General features: G+C 70.0%; 16 protein-coding genes. 7 read left to right on the top strand and 9 right to left on the bottom strand.

Features of this window, described 5'->3' with window-relative positions; translation table 11 throughout:
* Window positions 1-25 precede the first annotated feature (25 nt).
* Both ACFYWJ_RS14095 and ACFYWJ_RS14090 read left to right on the top strand, forming a co-directional pair.
* The gene (locus tag ACFYWJ_RS14095) at window positions 26-268 is read left to right on the top strand and encodes a hypothetical protein (RefSeq protein WP_355282771.1); all 243 of its coding nucleotides are present in this window, start codon (window positions 26-28) and stop codon (window positions 266-268) included.
* Between the two features lie 113 nt (window positions 269-381).
* Entirely contained in the window at window positions 382-774 is a 393-nt protein-coding gene (locus ACFYWJ_RS14090) for a hypothetical protein (protein ID WP_355282769.1), read from the top strand.
* A gap of 3 nt (window positions 775-777) precedes the next feature.
* Here the strand turns inward: ACFYWJ_RS14090 and ACFYWJ_RS14085 are convergent, their stop codons facing one another.
* Window positions 778-1,734: a YafY family protein gene (locus tag ACFYWJ_RS14085; RefSeq protein WP_355282767.1), complete on the bottom strand. Its 957-nt coding sequence runs from the start codon at window positions 1,732-1,734 to the stop codon at window positions 778-780.
* Window positions 1,735-1,823: 89 nt separating this feature from the next.
* Between ACFYWJ_RS14085 and ACFYWJ_RS14080 the strand changes: the two genes are divergently transcribed.
* On the top strand, window positions 1,824-2,357 hold the full coding sequence (locus ACFYWJ_RS14080) for a DinB family protein (protein WP_355282764.1): 534 nt from the start codon (window positions 1,824-1,826) through the stop codon (window positions 2,355-2,357).
* Here the strand turns inward: ACFYWJ_RS14080 and ACFYWJ_RS14075 are convergent.
* Window positions 2,317-4,824 carry a helix-turn-helix domain-containing protein gene (locus ACFYWJ_RS14075; protein ID WP_355282761.1) on the bottom strand — a complete coding sequence of 836 codons (2,508 nt, stop codon included), beginning with the start codon at window positions 4,822-4,824 and terminating at the stop codon, window positions 2,317-2,319. The two genes, ACFYWJ_RS14080 and ACFYWJ_RS14075, sit on opposite strands and share 41 nt — an antisense overlap.
* Before the next feature lie 176 nt (window positions 4,825-5,000).
* On the opposite strand from ACFYWJ_RS14075, the gene ACFYWJ_RS14070 reads away from it, so the two are divergent.
* Together ACFYWJ_RS14070 and ACFYWJ_RS14065 are read left to right on the top strand one after the other, a co-directional pair.
* Window positions 5,001-5,456: a carboxymuconolactone decarboxylase family protein gene (locus ACFYWJ_RS14070; RefSeq protein ID WP_218719210.1), complete on the top strand. Its 456-nt coding sequence runs from the start codon at window positions 5,001-5,003 to the stop codon at window positions 5,454-5,456.
* A 50-nt stretch (window positions 5,457-5,506) separates the two neighbouring features.
* Window positions 5,507-5,959: a nitroreductase/quinone reductase family protein gene (locus ACFYWJ_RS14065; protein ID WP_355282757.1), complete on the top strand. Its 453-nt coding sequence runs from the start codon at window positions 5,507-5,509 to the stop codon at window positions 5,957-5,959.
* 12 nt (window positions 5,960-5,971) lie between these two features.
* Here ACFYWJ_RS14065 and ACFYWJ_RS14060 read toward each other — a convergent pair whose 3' ends face one another.
* From ACFYWJ_RS14060 to ACFYWJ_RS14035, 6 genes are all read right to left on the bottom strand, one after another.
* On the bottom strand, window positions 5,972-7,360 hold the full coding sequence (locus ACFYWJ_RS14060) for a VWA domain-containing protein (RefSeq protein ID WP_355282754.1): 1,389 nt from the start codon (window positions 7,358-7,360) through the stop codon (window positions 5,972-5,974).
* A 22-nt stretch (window positions 7,361-7,382) separates the two neighbouring features.
* Window positions 7,383-8,270 (bottom strand): MoxR family ATPase, encoded by an 888-nt coding sequence (locus ACFYWJ_RS14055; protein WP_355282751.1) that lies wholly within the window; start codon window positions 8,268-8,270, stop codon window positions 7,383-7,385.
* A gap of 25 nt (window positions 8,271-8,295) precedes the next feature.
* Window positions 8,296-9,660: a DUF2252 domain-containing protein gene (locus ACFYWJ_RS14050; RefSeq protein WP_355282748.1), complete on the bottom strand. Its 1,365-nt coding sequence runs from the start codon at window positions 9,658-9,660 to the stop codon at window positions 8,296-8,298.
* 129 nt (window positions 9,661-9,789) lie between these two features.
* Window positions 9,790-10,791 carry a ketol-acid reductoisomerase gene (ilvC, locus tag ACFYWJ_RS14045; protein WP_355282871.1) on the bottom strand — a complete coding sequence of 334 codons (1,002 nt, stop codon included), beginning with the start codon at window positions 10,789-10,791 and terminating at the stop codon, window positions 9,790-9,792.
* Between the two features lie 50 nt (window positions 10,792-10,841).
* Window positions 10,842-11,345, bottom strand: coding sequence for an acetolactate synthase small subunit (gene ilvN, locus ACFYWJ_RS14040; protein ID WP_019048314.1), 504 nt, complete (start codon window positions 11,343-11,345; stop codon window positions 10,842-10,844).
* Window positions 11,342-13,279: an acetolactate synthase large subunit gene (locus ACFYWJ_RS14035; RefSeq protein ID WP_355282744.1), complete on the bottom strand. Its 1,938-nt coding sequence runs from the start codon at window positions 13,277-13,279 to the stop codon at window positions 11,342-11,344. The genes ilvN and ACFYWJ_RS14035 overlap by 4 nt, the downstream gene beginning before the upstream one ends.
* A gap of 348 nt (window positions 13,280-13,627) precedes the next feature.
* Here ACFYWJ_RS14035 and ACFYWJ_RS14030 point away from each other — a divergent pair, with 348 nt between their 5' ends.
* Window positions 13,628-14,353 carry a PH domain-containing protein gene (locus ACFYWJ_RS14030; RefSeq protein WP_355282741.1) on the top strand — a complete coding sequence of 242 codons (726 nt, stop codon included), beginning with the start codon at window positions 13,628-13,630 and terminating at the stop codon, window positions 14,351-14,353.
* 297 nt (window positions 14,354-14,650) lie between these two features.
* Complete coding sequence (gene ilvD, locus ACFYWJ_RS14025) at window positions 14,651-16,492, top strand: dihydroxy-acid dehydratase (protein ID WP_355282738.1); 1,842 nt, start codon at window positions 14,651-14,653, stop codon at window positions 16,490-16,492.
* A gap of 134 nt (window positions 16,493-16,626) precedes the next feature.
* Here ilvD and ACFYWJ_RS14020 read toward each other — a convergent pair whose 3' ends face one another.
* Entirely contained in the window at window positions 16,627-18,240 is a 1,614-nt protein-coding gene (locus ACFYWJ_RS14020) for a DHA2 family efflux MFS transporter permease subunit (protein WP_355282735.1), read from the bottom strand.
* Between the last annotated feature and the right edge of the window lie 35 nt (window positions 18,241-18,275).

The raw sequence follows: 18,275 nt of genomic DNA, 5'->3' as shown, positions 1-18,275 counted from the left end.
AGATCTGGTTCGAAAGGATTCACCTGTGAGCTCGAAACAATCCCACCGTCGTCTGCTCCGACTCGCGCTGACCGGCGCGTTCCTCGCCCTCCCGCTCGTCGGTGTCGCCGGTCCGGCCGTCGCGCAGTCCGAGCAGGCGCCCGCCGCTGCCGAGTTCGTCGACCGCGGTTGGCACGACCACGACAACGGGCTGCATCTGGGACACAACCCGCTGCGGAAGTGGCTGCATCAGCTGCTGCCGCACGGTGCGTTCGGTAGCTGCGACTGATCGATCGGGGCCCGTCCTCCGGGTCGGGGCGGGCCCTGGCCGCCGTGGAATTGCCAGCGGCGGTGCGGGATATCCAGAATGAGCGCATCATCTCGATGCGAGGAGTTCTGGTAGTGACACGCGGGCCGTTGGTCTTCGTCGGTGCCGCGGTGGCGGCATTCTGTGGCGCGGTCGGCGCGCTCGTCGCCGCGGACTCGCTGCTGGGCGAGCGGAAACGCGCGTTGCTCGCGGCGCACTGCGCGACCGTGGTCGACGTTCCCGGCGGGGCGGTGCTGCTGAACTCCCTCGGGGCCGGGTTGCTGCTCGGCACCGTGGTGCTGCTGGCCGGGCTGATCGTGGCGCTGACCCGCGTCCCCGGGCGGTGGAGACCGGGCGCGATCACGGTGGCGGGCCTCGCGCTCGTTGGGGTCGGTGTGTACGCGACGCTGGTGACGGTCGCGACGATCTCGCCCGACGCCACCGAGCCGGGTTCCGCGGACTATCACCCCTGCGCGACCAGAGCCTGAGGGCTAGGACGCGGCGCTGAACCGCGCTCCCCATTCCGCCACTCGCTCGGTCAGTTCCGGCGGGCCGAGGACACGGAACTCGGCCGCCACCTTGCCCAGCAACAGCATCGGCCAGTCGAGGTTGTCGACGGTCATCTCGACGTGGGTGCGGTCGGCGGGCAGGGCGGTGACGACGCACCAGCGGCCGACGCGGGCGTGCACGTCGAGGGCGGGCGCTTCGATCTCGGCGGTGACGGTGTAACCCGTTCGGCGGGAACCGATTCCCGCGCGGACGAACTCCGCGGCGTCGGGAGCGGGCAGCTCGCGCGGGCGGAACCGGACGCCGGTGGCGCGCGAGGCGCTGAGGCGGTCGACGCGGAAGTTGCGCCAGTCGTGGCGGGTCAGGTCGTAGGCGACGAGATACCAGCGGCGGCCCAGCGAGACCAGACGGTGCGGTTCGACCTCGCGGGTGCTGGTGCGGCCGTCGGCGGCGGTGTAGGTGAAGGTGAGGCGTTCCTCGCCGCGGCAGGTCAGCGCGAGGTCGGTGAGGACGGCCGGGTCGACGTCGGAGAGCGGGACGGCGTTCCAGCCGGTGGAGACGGTCATCGCGCGCAGCGCGTCGACCCGGCGGCGCAGGCGGGTCGGCAGGACGGTGACGAGCTTGGCCAAGGCTCGGATCGACGGCTCGGCCAGGCCGTCGCCCGCGCCCTGGGACCCGGCTTGCAGGCAGACGGTGATGGCGACGGCCTCGTCGTCGTCGAGGACCAGCGGCGGGAGCGCGGCGCCGGCCGCGAGCTGGTAGCCGCCGTCGACGCCGGGACGGGCGTCCACCGGATAGCCGAGATCGCGCAGCCGGTCGATGTCGCGGCGCAGGGTGCGCGCCGAAACACCAAGGCGCCCGGACAGTTCCGTGCCCGGCCAGTAGCGATGGGTCTGCAACAACGACAGCAGACGGAGGGTGCGTGCGCTCGTGTCGGCCATGTTTTCCATTCTCGCGCACATTGCGGACAGAAAGTGGCCGCAATGGGTTCTACCTTGGTTTTCATACCGACAACGAAGGGAATCCGCTCATGACCACCACCGCCGCCACCCTCCTCGACGCCGAGCGCTCCGACCTGCTGGAGATGCTGACCAAGCACCGGTTCTTCCTGCGTTTCACCACCCGCGAGCTGACCGACGAGCAGGCCCGGACGCGGACCACCGCCAGCGAACTGACGCTGGGCGGGCTGATCAAGCACGTGGCGGCGGTGGAGGCGAACTGGGCGACGTTCATCCTCGACGGGCCAAAGGCCGCGCCCGATTTCTCCGCGATGACCGAGGAGGAGATCGCCGCGTGGGGCGACGCCTTCGTCCTGCGGCCGGACGAGACCCTCGCGGGCGTGCTGGCCGAGTACGAGCGGGTGGCCGCGCGCACCGACGAACTGGTGCGCACGCTGCCCGACCTGAACGTGACTCAGCCGCTGCCGCAGGCGCCCTGGTTCGAGCCCGGCGGACGCTGGAGCGCGCGCCGGGTCTTCATGCACATCATGACCGAGACCGCGCAGCACTCCGGCCACGCGGACATCATCCGGGAATCCCTCGACGGGGCGAAGTCGATGGGCTGAGCTCGGACTGGATGGCCTCGGCCGCCGCGCGATGCTCGGCGGCGGCGTCCGGGTCGGTCGGTTCGAGGACCTCGGCGATGCCCTGGTGGGCCAGCGCCTCCTCGAGCCGGTAGCCGAGTCTCGGCGCCAGGTCCAGGGTGTGGCGATGCAGGCGCAGCGCCTCGTCGGGGAGGCCTGCGAGGCGGCAGGTTTCGGCGTAGCCGTTGAGGAAGTGGATCTTCCAGTGCTCCTCGAACAGGTCGTCGAGCAGGGCGAACGCCTCGCGATGGCTGGCCAGGGCCGCCTCGTAGCGGCCCATCCGGCGCAGCGCGACCCCCTGGCAGTTCAGGCCCCAGGCCTCGTTGTGCTTGTGGCCGTCGGCGCGGGCCAGGGCCAGCGCGCTGCTCAGGTGCTCGAGCGCTTCCTCCGGCTCGTCGGCGGCGATGGCCACCCCGAGGGTGATCTGGGCCTGCAGCGACGGCGGCCAGGACGGGTCGCCCGCGGGGAGCTCGAGTGCCTCGCGGGCCAGGGCCGCGGCCTGTTCGCGATGGCCCAGTTGCAGCACGGCCCAGGCCTCGCTGGCGATGGCGTCGGCGGCGCTCATCGGGCACCCGCTGTCGGCGTAGAGGTCGCGGGCCTGGCGGAACAGTTCGAGCGGTTCCTCGGTATCGCCTTCGTCCCAGCGCAAGTGGGCGCAGCGCATGGTCAGCTCGGCGCGCGGCAGCGGGTCGCCCGCGGCCGCGATCAGCGGGGCCGCGGCGGCGTAGGCGGCGGCCGCCTCGCTCATCCGGCCCGCGTTGTAGCGGGCGAAACCGAGGTCGCTGTGCGCTTCGGCGAGCTGCCGTGGGTCACCGAGATGCTCTGCGGCGGTGAGGGATTGTTCGAACAGCGCGTTGAGATGGGTGGTGCCGCAGCGCCGGGCGAAGAACGCGCGCATGAACCGCGGCAGCTCGCACACATGGACGTTCGCGCCCACCTCGACGGCCGCGTAGAACACCGCCATCAGGTTGGTGTACTCGGAGACGAACCAGAAGAACGCGGCGTCGCGGTGCGGGAACACCGGTAGGTCGGCCGGGGGCGAGCCCGCCGAGACCGGGCGGGTCGGCGACAGGAACGGCATCGCGGCGTCGGCGGCGGCCGCGGTGTGCACGTAGTAGTCGAGGATCCGGCCCAGCGCGCGCTCGCGATCGGCGTCGGAATCCTGCTCGGAACTCGCGTGCCTGGCGTGCTGACGGACCAGATCGTGCAGCCGGTAGCGGCCCTCGGCCGGCTGCTGGACCAGGTGCGCGTCGAGCAGATCCTCGAGCATGGCGCGCGCCGTGCGCAGCGGCACATCGGCGACCGCGGCGGCGACATAGTCGGTGAAGGTGGATCCCGGGATCAGGCCGAGCAGGCGGAACAGCCTGCGCTGATCGCGGTTGAGCTGGCGAACCGACATGCCGAACGCGGTGTCGAATTCGGTGGCGCCCTCGGCCATTCGCTCGACGAGGATGCCGACCGACCAGCCAGGACGATGCCGCAGCCGGGCCGCGGCCAGCCGCAGCGCCAGCGGCAGATTGCCGCACAGCCGCAGCACCTCGGCGGCCTGCTCCGGTTCCCGCGCGAGCCTGCCGTCGGGGCCCCGCGCGTCACCGCTGGCCCGGACCAGCAGTTCCGCGCTCTCCTCGGCGGTGAGCACGTCGAGGGTCACCGGCGGCACCTCGTCGAGCTCGAGCAGCCGATTGCGGCTGGTGATGATGGCGACCGACGCGCCCGCACCCGGCAGCAGCTGGCTGACCTGCGCGGCGTCGGCCACATTGTCGAGCACGACCACCGCGCGCAGCCGGGCCAGCTCCGAGCGCCAGCACGCCGCTCGCAGCTCGACCCCGCCGTCCTGCGGCACCTTCTCCGAGGGCACCTGCAGGGCGGCCAGCAGCGCGCGCAGCGCGGCGTCGGGGTCCAGCGGCTGGCGGCCGTCGGTGAAGCCGTGCAGGTCGAGATAGAGCTGGGCGTCGGGATATTCGGCGGTCAGCTGATGCGCGGCGTGCACGGCCAGGGAGGTCTTGCCGACCCCGGCCATGCCGTCGATGGCGACCACCCGGTCGGACCGGACGGCGGCCAGCACATCGGCCATGGCCTGTTCGCGGCCGGTGAAGTCGGGGACGTCGCGGGGCAGGTCGTTGCGCGGCGGCGGCGGGGCGTCGGCGGGCGGGCTCGGCGGGGCGACCTGGCGGCTCGTCTTCGGCGGCGCGGGCAATGGGCTGTTGGCCCGCTCCCACAGCGGCCGCAGCGGACGCGGATCGCGTTTGACCAGGCGGCACAGTTCCAGCACGGCGGGCCACGGCGGCACCGTCTGCCCGCTGAGGTAGCGCGACAGCGACGACGAGCTCAGCCCGGTGTCGCGGGCCAGCGCGCGCACGCCGCGGCCCGACAGCTCCTGGATCAGGCGCAGGCGCGCGGCGAGTTCGTCCTGCGGGTAGGCCCTTGCCGTCTGCTGTTGCACAACCACCGTTTCCCATTCCGTTGTCCCGGCCCGGATCAGCGAGTTTTCCGATGACAATCGCGAGGTCAGGGCCGTTTTCCACTGTCCCACAGTGTCCCACAGCCATCGTGTTCCGTCGCCCGGCGGGCTGTTATTGAGTCACACCGCAAGCAGCGGAGCAGAACGGAAACAAGGAGCACGACATGCAGTCTCGGATGCAGAACCCGGCCATGGTCCTCACCGACGCGATGGGCCCGATCCAGCAGGTGCTGAAGGCGGTGCAGACCGGCGGCGTCGACGGCGAGATCCTGGAGCTGGTGCACCTGCGGGTCAGCCAGATCAACGGTTGCAGCGCCTGCGTCGACGGCGGCACCAAGACCGCCCGCAAAGCCGGTGTCAGCGAGGATCGCCTCGCCACGGTCGTCGCCTGGCGCGAGACCCCGTACTTCACCGACGAGGAGCGCGCTGCGCTCGAACTGGCCGAGGCGGCGACCCGCCTGGCCGACCGCCCCAACGCCGTCACCGACGAGATCTGGGACGCGGCCGCCAGCTACTTCGACGAGCGCCAGCTCGCCTCGATCGTGCTGATGATCGGCGTCACCAACATGTTCAACCGGCTCAACGCCACCACCCGCCAGATCGCCGGCGCCTGGGGCTGAGCCCCACCCTCCCCCGACCCGTCCTGATCCACCGAAAGGAAACCTTCGAGATGACCACCAACCAGTCCGCAAAGAAGAACTCGCACGGGGGTTTCTCCCGGTGGATGCAGCACCGGATGAACGCCAGGATGAACCGCAAGGTCCGCGCGGGCAAGGGCACCTTCATGGGCATGGACGTGCTGATCCTGCACACCGTCGGCCGCCGCAGCGGCGCGCCGCGCCAGACCCCGCTCTCCTGGTTCGCCGACGGCGACTCCTGGCTGCTGGTGGCCTCGGGCGGCAAGAACGGGCACCCCGACTGGCACCTCAACCTGATGGGACACCCGGAGCAGGCCACCATCGAGCTGCCCGGCGCGGCGCCGCTGCCGGTCACCCCGCACGTGCTCACCGGCGCGGACCGGGCCACGGCCTGGGAGTCGATCACCGCCGCGCAGCCGCGGTACGGCAAGTACCAGGACAAGAGCGAGCACGAATACGCGGTGGTGCGGCTCAGCCCGCGCTGACCGACCGCGAGCTCACGCGGGCAGCAGCCGGCCGATCACCTCGGCCAGCTGCCGCACCGTGCGGCATTCGTGCATGGTGACGATGTCGGTGTAGACGTGGGCGGCCGAATCACCGGTCGACCACGAGCGCGACGGCTCCGGATTGAGCCAGTACACCGCCTTGGCCCGTTCGGTCATCGCTTGCAGCGCGGCCAGATTCGGGTCGGTGCGGTTGGTGCGGGCGTCGCCGAGGATGAGGACGCAGGTGCGCGGGCCCAACGCGTCGAGGTAGTGGTCGACGAAACCCTGGAAGGCCTCGCCGTAGTTGCTCGAGCCGAACCGGGCGACCCCGGCGTCGCGGACGATCTCGCGCGCGAAGCCGACGGGCGGCGGTTCGCCCGGGGTGAAGTAGCCGGTGATCTCGGCGCACACGTCGACGAAGCCGAAGCTGCGGACCTTGCTGAACTGGTCCTGCAGGGCCTGCACCAGCTGCAGGGTGAACTCGGCGAAACCGGTCACCGAGCCCGAGACATCGGCCAGCACAACGAGATCGGGGCGCCCGTGGCGGCGGGCCCGCAACACCGGATCGATCGGGACACCGCCGGTGGCCATCGACCGGCGCAGGGTGCGGCGCAGGTCGATCTGCCCGCGCACCGCCTTCTTGCGGCGCACCGCCAGCCGGGTCGCGAGCTTGCGGGCCAGTGGATGCACGAGCCGGCGCATCTCGGCCAGGTCCTGTTCGCGGGCACCCAGGAAATCCGTACTGTCGGCACCGGATTCGACGCCGCGGCGCGCGATGTAGTCCGTGCCGCGCAACTGCGCCGAGCGCAGCCGGGCCTCGGCCTGCACCTCGGTGCGGAACCGCTCGACCCGGCGCCGCGCCTCGATCGTGTGCACCGCCGCGTCGAATTGGCCGGTCCCGCCCATGGTTTGGGCGACCTGCTCGGAGATCTCGTCCGGGCGCAGCGATTTCATCGTCAGATACGACGACCAGCCCGCGCCCGACGCGGAAGTGACCCGTCCCGCGCTCTCCCCCGCGCCGCCGTAGGCGCCGAAGGTGTTGAGCGCCTCCCTGGCGAGTTCGGCGGTGTCGGCGCCCTGGATCAGGGCCGCGATCACCCGCTCGCGCAGCGGATCGGCGTCCGCGCCCGCCGCCGCGACCGGCCTGGTCCCGTCGAGGAAGTAGAGGTCGAAGAGCTGGTCGAACACCGTGCGCTGGCCGTTGCGGCGCAGCAGGCAGGCGGCCAGGCCAGAGCGCAGTACCCGGGCGTCCGCGGTGCCGAGGGCGACGATCGTGGCGGCGGCGTCGACGGTTTCGCTGGGGCCCGCGTGGATGCCGTGCTCACGCAGCAATCCGACGAAGCCGACCAGGCGATCGGACATCGGCGCTTCGACACCGCCGTGCGCGGGCACGATGGTCATCACGACGCGGTACCTAGGGCGGTCATCGGACCACGCTGCCGTCGGGCCGCTCGTCGAGGCCGAGCTTCTCGATCGCCACCCGATGATCGGACTGATACTTCAGCAGCACACCCAGCGTGGCCCGGACGACCCCCGCGCTCAGTGTCCGGCTGCCCAGCGCGACCAAGGTCTTCGCCCAATCCACGGTTTCGGCGATGGACGGCGCCTTGCGCAGGGACAGCTGCCGCAGCGCGCTCACCGTGGCCACGACCGGCTCGGCCAGCGCCGCGTCCAGTTCGGGCACCTTGAGCCGCACGATCGCCTTCTCCAGCTCCGCCGTCGGATAGTCGATGTGCAGGTACAGGCAGCGCCGCTTGAGCGCCTCGGACAGGTCGCGATGGGCGTTCGAGGTGAGGATCACGAAGGGCTTGCGGACGGCGGTGACCGTGCCGAGCTCGGGAATGCTCACCTGGAAGTCGCCGAGCACCTCCAGCAGCAGACCCTCCAGCTCCACATCGGCCTTGTCGAGCTCGTCGATCAGCAGCACCGTCGGATCGGGGTTGCGGATGGCCGCCAGCAGCGGCCGGGCGAGCAGGAACTCCTCGGTGAAGACGTGGTCGCGGGTGCCCTCCCAGGTCTCCCCCGAGGTCGCGGTGATCCGCAGCAGCTGTTTGGCGTGGTTCCACTCGTAGAGCGCGCGGGCCTCGTCGATGCCCTCGTAGCACTGCAGGCGGATGAGCTCGGCCGAGACCGCCGTGGCGACGGCCTTGGCCAGCTCGGTCTTGCCGACCCCGGCCGGACCCTCGATCAGCAGCGGCTTGCCGAGGTGATCGGCCAGGAAGACCGCGGTCGCGATGTCGAGGGACGGAAGGTAGCCGGCCGCGGTCAGCCGGTCCTGCACCTGGTCCACCGAGGCAAAGAACTTACTCATCGGTAACCAGTGTAGTGGCCTCGGCTCAGTAGGCGCGCGCGGCCGCGGTGATCCGCCCGGAGTCGATGGCGGCGAGCAGGGAGTGCCGGTCGGTGACGGTCTGATCGGCGTAGGACAGGCCGAATTCGCCCATCGCGCGATCGAATCGATCGTTGCCGCCGAGGTAGGCGGCGATGGCCACCCGGTCACCGGAGCGCGCGTGCGCGCGAGCCAGGACCGAGCCGCACAATTCGGCGTACCGGGCCAGCTCACGATGGGTCATCGTGCCGACGTCGGCGGATCCCTTCATGTCGCGCAACTGCCGCATGTAGAAGAAGCGGCCCGCCGGACCGGTCGCCCAGGCGAGGAAGACGTCGCTGGCCGACTGCATGAGCCGCTGACCGACGACCACCCGGTGCCCCTGGTGGTGATACTTGCTCGGCTTCAGGTGCGGCGCGAGCACCGAGGTCTCGGCCTCCTTCATCTGCAGGAACAGCGGCGCGCCCGACTCCTTGTCCATCATCAGCGCGATGAAACACCGGGTGCCGACGCTGCCGACGCCGACCACCTTCATCGCCTGATCCACGAGGCGGTACCGGTCGAGCAGCACGCGGCGCTCGTCGGGCAGGCTCCGGCGGAAGTCGGCGAAGACCTCCTTGATGATCTTGCCGTCGGCCAGCTCGATCGGCACCAGCAGCGGCGGCTGGCTCTTGATCCGCGGGACGCCGTTGGCGTCCGGCTCGGTGAGCTTGTTCAGCGCCTGCAGGCTGGTCTTGCTCCGCGCGGTGTCGACGGTCTTGTCGAACCGTTTGCGCGTCTTGGGTTTGCGGATCAGGTCGGCGACCTGATCGGCGTCGACCCGCTCGTACCACACGGTCATGCTGTCGGATTCGGCGAGCATGTCCATCGCCTCGCGATACCCGCGCGCGGCGGCCTCGGCGGCGGTGGCTGCCCGATCGTCCTCGCAGCCGTTGTCGCGGGCGGCGACCGCGACGCTCGCGGCCAGGCGCTTGACGTCCCATTCGAACGGGCCGGGCAGGGTCTCGTCGAAGTCGTTGACGTCGAAGACGAGGTTGCGCTCCGGCGAGGCGTAGAGACCGAAATTCGACAGGTGGGCGTCACCGCAGAGCTGCACGGTGAGGCCGCTGTTCGCGCTCTGCGCCAGATCCGCCGCCATGATCGCGGGCGCGCCGCGCAGGAAGGTGAACGGTGACACGCTCATCCGGGCGTACCTGATCGGCACCAGCTCCGGCACCCTGGACTCGGCCTGCCGCTCCAGAATGGTGACCGGGTCCTCCCGATCCGGGCCCGCACCCCACTCCCCCAGCTCCGAGCGCGAGATCCGCTTGCGCGCCGCCTTTCCCTGTTCGACCGCTTCGTCCGCGAAGTCCTCCACCGTCTTGTTCGTCATCGAGCAAGTCTCGCGCTATCGGTGATCAACAGCAAGGATCCGCGCCGGGCCGGAGCGCAGCGGACGCCCGGCAAACCGAAGGGCCCGCTCGCGCGTGGCGAACGGGCCCCTCAGAAGAACAGCGAGAACTTACGCGGTCTCGGTGATCGGGCGGTCGACCCAGCTCATCAGGCTGCGCAGCTTGGCGCCGGTGACCTCGATCGGGTGCTCGGCGTTGGCCTTGCGCAGACCCTCGAGCTCGGTGTTGCCGTTCTCGACGTTGGCGACCAGGCGGCGGGTGAACTCGCCGGACTGGATGTCGGCCAGGATCGCCTTCATGCGCTCCTTGGTGCCGGCGTCGATGACGCGCGGACCGGACAGGTAGCCACCGAACTCCGCGGTGTCGGACACCGAGTAGTTCATGCGCGCGATGCCGCCCTCGTACATCAGGTCGACGATCAGCTTCAGCTCGTGCAGCACCTCGAAGTAGGCCATCTCGGGGGCGTAGCCCGCCTCGACCATGACCTCGAAACCGGTCTTGACCAGTTCCTCGGTACCACCACAGAGGACGGCCTGCTCACCGAACAGGTCGGTCTCGGTCTCTTCCTTGAAGGTGGTCTTGATGACGCCGGCACGGGTGCCGCCGATGCCCTTGGCGTAGGACAGCGCCAGCGCCTGGCCCTCGCCGGTCGGGTCCTGGTCCACGGCGATCAGGGCCGGGACGCCCTTGCCGTCGGCGAACTGACGACGCACCAGGTGGCCGGGGCCCTTCGGGGCGACCATCGCGACGGTGACGTTGGCCGGAGCCTTGATCAGACCGAAGTGGATGTTGAGGCCGTGGCCGAAGAACAGCGCGTCGCCGTCCTTCAGGTTCGGCTCGATGTCGTTGGTGAAGATCGACGCCTGGGCGGTGTCGGGCGCCAGCACCATGATCACGTCGGCCCACTCCGAAACCTCGGCGGGGGTGCCGACGGTCAGACCGGCCTCTTCGGCCTTCGGCCGCGACTTCGAACCCTCAGCGAGGCCGACGCGGACGTCGACGCCGGAGTCGCGCAGGCTCAGCGAGTGCGCGTGGCCCTGGCTGCCGTAGCCGATCACGGCGACCTTGCGGCCCTGGATGATCGACAGGTCAGCGTCGTCGTCGTAGAACATCTCGACTGCCACTGTGGAGTCCCTTCTGGATAATTTCTGGTGGGTAAAAGTTAGCGGGTGGCCGTGATCGACTTCGGACCGCGTCCGACTGCGACCACGCCCGACTGCACGATCTCGCGGATGCCGTAGGGCTCGACCATGCGCAGCAGGGCATCCAGCTTGGACCGGGTGCCGGTGGCCTCGATGGTCAGCGCGTCGGGCGACACGTCGATCACCTTGGCGCGGAACAACTGCACGGCCTCGATCACCTGGGTGCGCACCGACGCGTCGGCCCGCACCTTCACCAGGATCAGTTCGCGGGCCACCGAGGCGTCGGCGTCCTGCTCCACGATCTTGATGACGTTGATCAGCTTGTTGAGCTGCTTGGTGACCTGCTCGAGCGGCAGATCGTCGACGGTCACGACGATCGTCATGCGCGAGATCTCGGGGATCTCGGTGCCACCGACGGCCAGCGACTCGATATTGAAGCCACGGCGCGAGAACAGGCTCGCGACACGCGCCAGCACGCCCGGCTTGTCCTCGACGAGAACGCTCAGGGTGTGGGTGGTGCTCATTCCTGGGAACCCTTCTCGAAGGCCGCCTGCTCGCGCTCCATCGCCTCGTGGATGACGGCGGGCTCGGAGACCTGCTCGTCCTCGTCGAAGAGCGGGCGGATGCCGCGGGCGAACATGATCTCGTCGTTGCTGGTGCCCGCGGCGACCATCGGCCACACCTGGGCATCCTTGCCGACGATGAAATCGATCACGACCGGGCGGTCGTTGATCGCCTGCGCCTGCCGGATCGCGGCCTCGACGTCCTCTTCCTTCTCCACGCGGATGCCGACGCAGCCCAGCGCCTCGGCCAGCTTGACGAAGTCGGGGATCCGCAGGGTGTGCGTGCCGAGATCGGTGTTGGAGTAGCGCTGTTCGTAGAACAGGGTCTGCCACTGGCGGACCATGCCGAGGTTGCCGTTGTTGATCAGCGCGACCTTGATCGGCACGCCCTCCACGGCGCAGGTGGCCAGCTCCTGGTTGGTCATCTGGAAGCAGCCGTCACCGTCGACCGCCCAGACCTCCTTCTCCGGGGTGCCCATCTTGGCGCCCATGGCCGCGGGCACCGCGTAGCCCATGGTGCCGAGGCCACCGGAGTTCAGCCAGGTGCGCGGCTTCTCGTACTTGATGAACTGCGCGGCCCACATCTGGTGCTGACCGACGCCGGCGCAGTACACCGCGTCGGGACCGGCCAGCCGGCCCAGCGTCTCGATGACGAACTCCGGCGAGAGCGAACCGTCGCTCGGGGTCTTCCAGCCCAGCGGGTAGTTGTCGCGGATGCCGCTGAGGTAGCCCCACCACTCGGTGAGGTCGAGCAGCGGCGCGGCGCCGGACTGCGGATCGGCCTTGAGGGTCTCGATCAGCTCGACGATCACCTCACGCGCGTCGCCGACGATCGGGACGTCGGCGTGGCGGTTCTTGCCGATCTCGGCCGGGTCGATGTCGGCGTGGATGACCCGCGCGTCGGGCGCGAAGGAGTCCAGCTGACCGGTGACGCGGTCGTCGAAGCGGGCGCCGAGGGTGATCAGCAGGTCCGAGCGCTGCAGCGCGGCCACGGCGCCGACGGTGCCGTGCATGCCGGGCATGCCCATGTTCAGGGTGTGACTGTCGGGGAACGCGCCCCGCGCCATCAGGGTGGTGACCACCGGGATGCCGGTCAGCTCGGCCAGCTCCAGCAGCTCGGCCGAGGCGTCGGACTTGATCACACCGCCGCCGACGTACAGCACCGGCGACTTGGACTCCAGGATCATCCTGGCGGCCTCACGCACCTGCTTGCCGTGCGGCTTGGTGACCGGACGGTAGCCGGGCAGCCGCATCTCCGGCGGCCACGAGAAGGTGGTCTGCGCCTGCAGGGCGTCCTTGGTGATGTCGACCAGGACGGCGCCCGGGCGGCCCGAGGCGGCGAGGTAGAACGCCTCGGCCAGGATGCGCGGGATGTCGATCGGGTCCTTGACCAGGAAGTTGTGCTTGGTGATCGGCATGGTGATGCCGGAGATGTCGGCTTCCTGGAACGCGTCGGTGCCGACCAGGCTCGACGGCACCTGACCGGTGATCGCCACGATCGGGACCGAGTCCATCTGGGCGTCGGCCAGCGGGGTCACCAGGTTGGTGGCGCCGGGGCCGGAGGTGGCCATACACACACCGACCTTGCCCGAGGACTGCGCGTAGCCGGTCGCCGCGTGACCGGCGCCCTGCTCGTGGCGCACCAGGACGTGACGGACCTTGGTGGAGTCGAAGAGCGGGTCGTAGACGGGAAGGACCGCGCCACCGGGAATGCCGAATACGGTGTCGACGTCGAGCTCTTCGAGGGACCGGACCACCGACTGGGCGCCGGTGACGCGCTCGGGCGCGACCTGGCGGCGGGTGGGGTTGGTCGCCGGGCTACCAGCGGCAGGCTGGTTCGCCGAAGGCGCTGACCTGCGGGCCGATGGCCCGGGTCGTGCGGTTGGTGCACTCACCGTCTACGTTCCTTACTTTGTCGTTCTGACCCCGGACAACACAGTTGTGCCTGACACGCGGTGTCTTGCGACCCGTCGCGCATCGGGTAATGCCCGAACACAAAAAAGCCCCCGACCAGCGCATGGCTGTTCGAGGGTGGCGCGTCGCAACGCGAGCTGACGTATTCGACTCAGGCAGTCAGGCTCAACGCTGGACGCGCCGGCCGAGTACGAGCAACTCGTTTCGATTCACGTGCACGACGTTAAGCGCGCGTGGACCGAAGAGTCAAACAGACTACTCTCGGCGTCCCATTATGTGGGACGTGAGTGGTTGCGTGGGTCCGTGTACCAGGATGCGAGGATAGGAGGGTGTCATCACCGCATCAGTCCGTGCCACCGGCTAAATCGTCCCACACCGCCGACGAGGGAACCGATACGGGTCGCCCCTCGCGACCCGGCGGTCTGCGCTCGGCGAGCCCGGGCAGGCTCGCGGCCATCGCCGCGGTGGTGCTCGCGTACCTGATCTTCGTCGTCGTCGGCACCGTGCAGGACTGGTCGCTCGGCCTGCGGATCGGCCTGATCGTGCCGACCGCGGTGATCATCTGGCTGCTGGTCCCGCGCAGGCCGAGCACGCCGACGCCGGGCGTGTACGTCATCGGGGTACCGCGGCTGGCCTACATCGGCGTGCTGGTGCTCGCGTTCTGCGTGTTCTTCCCGTTCGTCGGCTGGCCCGCCGGGCTGTGGTGGCTGCTGCTGCTCCCGCTCGTCGCGATCTGGTGGGTCGTCCGGACGCACACCACGGTCTCCGACACCGGGCTGGACCTGAGCTCCATGATCGGCAAGAAGCACCTCGACTGGGCGCAGGTCAAGGGCATCAGCATCCCCAAGCGCGGCGCGGTGAAGGCCCGGCTGGCCGACGACTCCGAGGTGCGGCTGCCCGCGGTGGGCTACGACCGGCTGCGTGAGCTGATCGACGCCTCCGGCGGCCGCCTGCCCGACGTGTTCGCCGCCGCCGAGCAGGCCGAGGCCGAGCGCGTCGCCGCCGAGCGGGCGGCCGAGAAGGCGAAGGCCGAGGAGGCCGACACCGAGGAGTGAGCGTTCGCTCGATCACTGTGGGAATCGGCACGGTGCGGCGCGCGGTTGCACCGGTAAGCTGACGGCACCGGGCACCCCGCGCCGACGGCACCACCGCGGCGACACCCTCCGGAGCGACACTCCCGCCTCGAGCCCGGTTCCATCACCTCCGCACGCACCACCGGCGCGACGCGACCAGCGCGCGCCGGAGTAACGTGCGGGGTTGCCGGACGCACCGCGCACTCGCTCTGTGCCGCGCAGGTCAGCCCCCCTGCGCGCACGCTTGGACGCCCCCAGCGACACTACGAGGACTCCCCCATGCCACCGCTCCGCTCACGCACCACCACCATCGGCCGCAACGCCGCGGGCGCTCGCTCGCTCTGGCGCGCCACCGGAATGACCGACTCCGACTTCGGTAAGCCGATCGTCGCGATCGCGAACTCCTACACGCAGTTCGTGCCCGGTCACGTGCACCTCAAGAACATGGGCGACATCGTCGCCGAGGCCGTCCGCGCCGCCGGTGGCGTGCCGCGTGAGTTCCACACCATCGCCGTCGACGACGGCATCGCCATGGGCCACGGCGGCATGCTGTACTCGCTGCCCTCGCGCGAGATCATCGCCGACTCGGTCGAATACATGGCCAACGCGCACACCGCCGACGCGCTGGTCTGTATCTCCAACTGCGACAAGATCACTCCCGGCATGCTGAACGCCGCGATGCGGCTCAACATCCCGGCGGTGTTCGTCTCGGGCGGCCCGATGGAGGCCGGTAAGGCCGTGGTCGTCGACGGTGTCGCGCACGCGCCGCTGGACCTGGTGCACGCGATCTCGGCGAGCGCGAACCAGGCCGTGTCCGAGGAGGGCCTCGACGAGGTCGAGCGCTCGGCCTGCCCCACCTGCGGTTCGTGTTCGGGCATGTTCACCGCCAACTCGATGAACTGCCTCACCGAGGCGCTGGGCCTGGCCCTGCCGGGCAACGGTTCCACGCTGGCCACGCACTCGGCGCGTCGCGCGCTGTTCGAGCGGGCGGGCACCGTCATCGTCGACATCGCCAACCGCTGGTACCGCGAGGACGACGCCTCGGTGCTGCCGCGGAACGTGGCCAACGTCAAGGCTTTCCGCAACGCGATGGCCCTGGACGTGGCCATGGGCGGTTCCACCAACACCGTGCTGCACACCCTCGCCGCCGCGCAGGAGGGCGAGATCGACTTCGATCTGAGCACCATCGACGAGATCTCGCGCAAGGTGCCCTGCCTGTCGAAGGTCTCGCCGAATTCCGACTACCACATGGAGGACGTGCACCGGGCCGGCGGCATCCCCGCCATCCTGGGTGAGCTGCGCCGCGGCGGCCTGCTCGAGACCGACGTGACCACCGTGCACACCGCCTCTTTCGAGGAGTACCTCGACACCTGGGACATCCGCTCCGGCAAGGCCTCCGACGAGGCGTTCGAGCTGTTCCACGCCGCGCCCGGCGGCGTGCGCACGGTCGAGCCGTTCTCCACCAGCAACCGCTGGTCCTCGCTGGACACCGACGCCGCGGGCGGCTGCATCCGCGACGTCGAGCACGCCTACACCGTCGAGGGCGGGCTGTGCGTGCTGCGCGGCAACATCTCCCCGGACGGCGCGATCCTCAAGACCGCGGGCATCGACGAGGACCTGTTCACCTTCGAGGGCCCGGCCGTGGTGGTCGAGTCCCAGGAGGAGGCGGTCTCGATGATCCTGGGCAAGAAGATCCAGGCCGGTGACGTGATCGTGGTCCGCTACGAGGGCCCCTCCGGCGGCCCCGGCATGCAGGAGATGCTGCACCCGACCGCGTTCCTGAAGGGCGCGGGCCTGGGCAAGGTGTGCGCGCTGATCACCGACGGCCGCTTCTCCGGCGGCACCTCGGGCCTGTCGATCGGCCACATCTCCCCCGAGGCCGCCCAGGGCGGTGTGATCGGCCTGATCGAGAACGGCGACCGCATCCGCATCGACGTGCAGACCCGCGCGCTCGAGGTCCTGGTCTCCGACGAGGTGCTGGCCGAGCGCCGCTCGAAGATGGAAGCCTCCGAGCGCCCATGGCAGCCGGTGGACCGCGTCCGCCCGGTGACCACGGCCCTGCGCGCCTACGCGGCCCTGGCCACCTCCGCCGACAAGGGCGCCGTCCGCAAGGTGCCCTGACCGCCTCCCCGCGATTCATGGCCAGACTCGAGCACGCCGCCGGTCGTCGATGCGACCGGCGGCGTGCTCGTTGGTTGGCTCAGCCGGTTCCCGGTGAGTTACCCATGTTCTCGCGAAATCGAGTGTTCCGGTGCTTACACGAGTGCGGGTTGGGTTGGCGGTGTGGCCGATTCCTCGTCCGTGCGCGACGGGATGAGGGCGGTGGCGATCAGGCCGAGCAGGACGAAGCCTGCGGCCAGGTAGCCGCCGAGGGTGATGCCGTCGGTCATTGCCGTGCGGCCGGCCTCGGCGACCTGCTGCGTCTCCGGGTGGGCGGCGAAGCCTTCGATCGCCGCGCCCGCGCTGCTGGTGACGGCGTGCGCGTACTGCTGTGCCTGAGCCTGGGGCAGGCCCGCGGCGGTGAGGTCGTCGTCGATCTGTGCGCTCAGCGTGGTGAAGAAGACGGTGGTGAGCACCGCGATGCCGAGCGCGGAACCCAGCTGCCGGAAGGCGCTCTGGATGCCGGAAGCCTGGCCGTTGTCGTTCTCGGGGATCTCGGCCAGCACCACATTGGTGACCTGGGCCGTGGCGAAGCCGACGCCGGCGCCGTACACGCACAGGATCAGCGAGATCGCCCACCAGGAACTGTCGGTGGCGGCGAAGAAAGCGAGCGCCGCCAGGCCGACGACCTCGAGCGCGAGGCCGAGCCGGACCATGTTCAGCGGTGACGCCTTGCCCGCCATGCCGAAGCTGGCGCCGCTGGCGATGAAACTGCCGATGGCGATCGGCACCAGCGCCAGCCCGGCCTGCACGGCGCTGTAGCCGAGGGTGAACTGCAGCCACAGCGGCAGGACCGCGACGATGCCGAACTCGCCGAGCCCGATGATCAGCGTGGCGATATTGCCGTTGCGGAACGAGGCCAACCGGAACAGGCTCAGGTCCATCAGCGCCTTGTCGGCGTCGGGACCGCGGCGCAGCAGCACCTGGCGCACCACGAAACCGGCCAGCGCGAGCACACTCAGCACCAGTGCGACCAGCACCGGCGACGGCCCACCACTCCAGGTGAAGCCGCCGATCCCCAGCGGATGCACCGTGCTGATCCAGCCGTAGGTACGGCCTTCGACCAAGCCGAACGCGAGCAGCCCGAGACCGAGTACCGACAGGATCGCGCCGAACACGTCGAGTCGCCCCGCGACCTTCGGGGAGGGCGCGATGCAGGCCAGCACACCGACCACGATCAGCACCGCCAGCGGCACATTGATCCCGAACGCCCAGCGCCACGACACGTGTTCGGCCAGCCAGCCGCCCAGCAGCGGACCGAGCGCGGCGGCGGCGCCGATCGTCGAACCCCACACCGCGAACGCCTGACCCCGCGCTTTGCCGGTGAAGGTGGCGTTGAGCAGGGCCAGTGAGGTCGGCAGGATCATCGCGGCGCCCGCGCCCTGCAGGAACCGGGCGACGATAAGCAGCCCGCCGCCGGGGGCCAGCCCGGCCAGGACGCTGGTCGCGCCGAACACGACCACACCGGCGACGAACACTCTGCGCGCCCCGACGATGTCGGCGATCCGCCCGACCACCAGCAGCAGGGCCGCGAACACGATCGCGTAGGACTCCTGAATCCATTGCGCCTCGGTCGAACCCGTCGCCAGATCTTCGATGATCGACGGGATGATCACGTTCACGATCGTGGTGTCGACCACGATCAGCGCGACACCGAGGGCGATGGCGATCAAGCCGAGCCATCGGCGGATGGACGACTCTTGACTCATCGCATCTCCTATTTCCATGGTGGAATATTTCCATG

This window comes from Nocardia sp. NPDC003269 (assembly GCF_042888005.1).
In the GTDB taxonomy this organism is placed as follows: Bacteria; Actinomycetota; Actinomycetes; order Mycobacteriales; family Mycobacteriaceae; genus Nocardia.
The sequence above is the reverse complement of the archived record's forward strand: the minus strand, read 5'-3'. Positions and strand labels throughout refer to the sequence as shown.

Bases quoted from the DNA above. Each gene is read 5' to 3' on its own strand.
- ilvN (WP_019048314.1), bottom strand. From the start codon at position 11,345: ATGAGCACCACCCACACCCTGAGCGTTCTCGTCGAGGACAAGCCGGGC.
- ACFYWJ_RS14065 (WP_355282757.1), top strand. From the start codon at position 5,507: ATGACCACCAACCAGTCCGCAAAGAAGAACTCGCACGGGGGTTTCTCC.
- ACFYWJ_RS14085 (WP_355282767.1), bottom strand. From the start codon at position 1,734: ATGGCCGACACGAGCGCACGCACCCTCCGTCTGCTGTCGTTGTTGCAG.
- ACFYWJ_RS14070 (WP_218719210.1), top strand. From the start codon at position 5,001: ATGCAGTCTCGGATGCAGAACCCGGCCATGGTCCTCACCGACGCGATG.
- ACFYWJ_RS14080 (WP_355282764.1), top strand. From the start codon at position 1,824: ATGACCACCACCGCCGCCACCCTCCTCGACGCCGAGCGCTCCGACCTG.
- ilvD (WP_355282738.1), top strand. From the start codon at position 14,651: ATGCCACCGCTCCGCTCACGCACCACCACCATCGGCCGCAACGCCGCG.
- ACFYWJ_RS14050 (WP_355282748.1), bottom strand. From the start codon at position 9,660: ATGACGAACAAGACGGTGGAGGACTTCGCGGACGAAGCGGTCGAACAG.
- ACFYWJ_RS14020 (WP_355282735.1), bottom strand. From the start codon at position 18,240: ATGAGTCAAGAGTCGTCCATCCGCCGATGGCTCGGCTTGATCGCCATC.
- ACFYWJ_RS14055 (WP_355282751.1), bottom strand. From the start codon at position 8,270: ATGAGTAAGTTCTTTGCCTCGGTGGACCAGGTGCAGGACCGGCTGACC.
- ACFYWJ_RS14060 (WP_355282754.1), bottom strand. From the start codon at position 7,360: ATGACCATCGTGCCCGCGCACGGCGGTGTCGAAGCGCCGATGTCCGAT.
- ilvC (WP_355282871.1), bottom strand. From the start codon at position 10,791: ATGTTCTACGACGACGACGCTGACCTGTCGATCATCCAGGGCCGCAAG.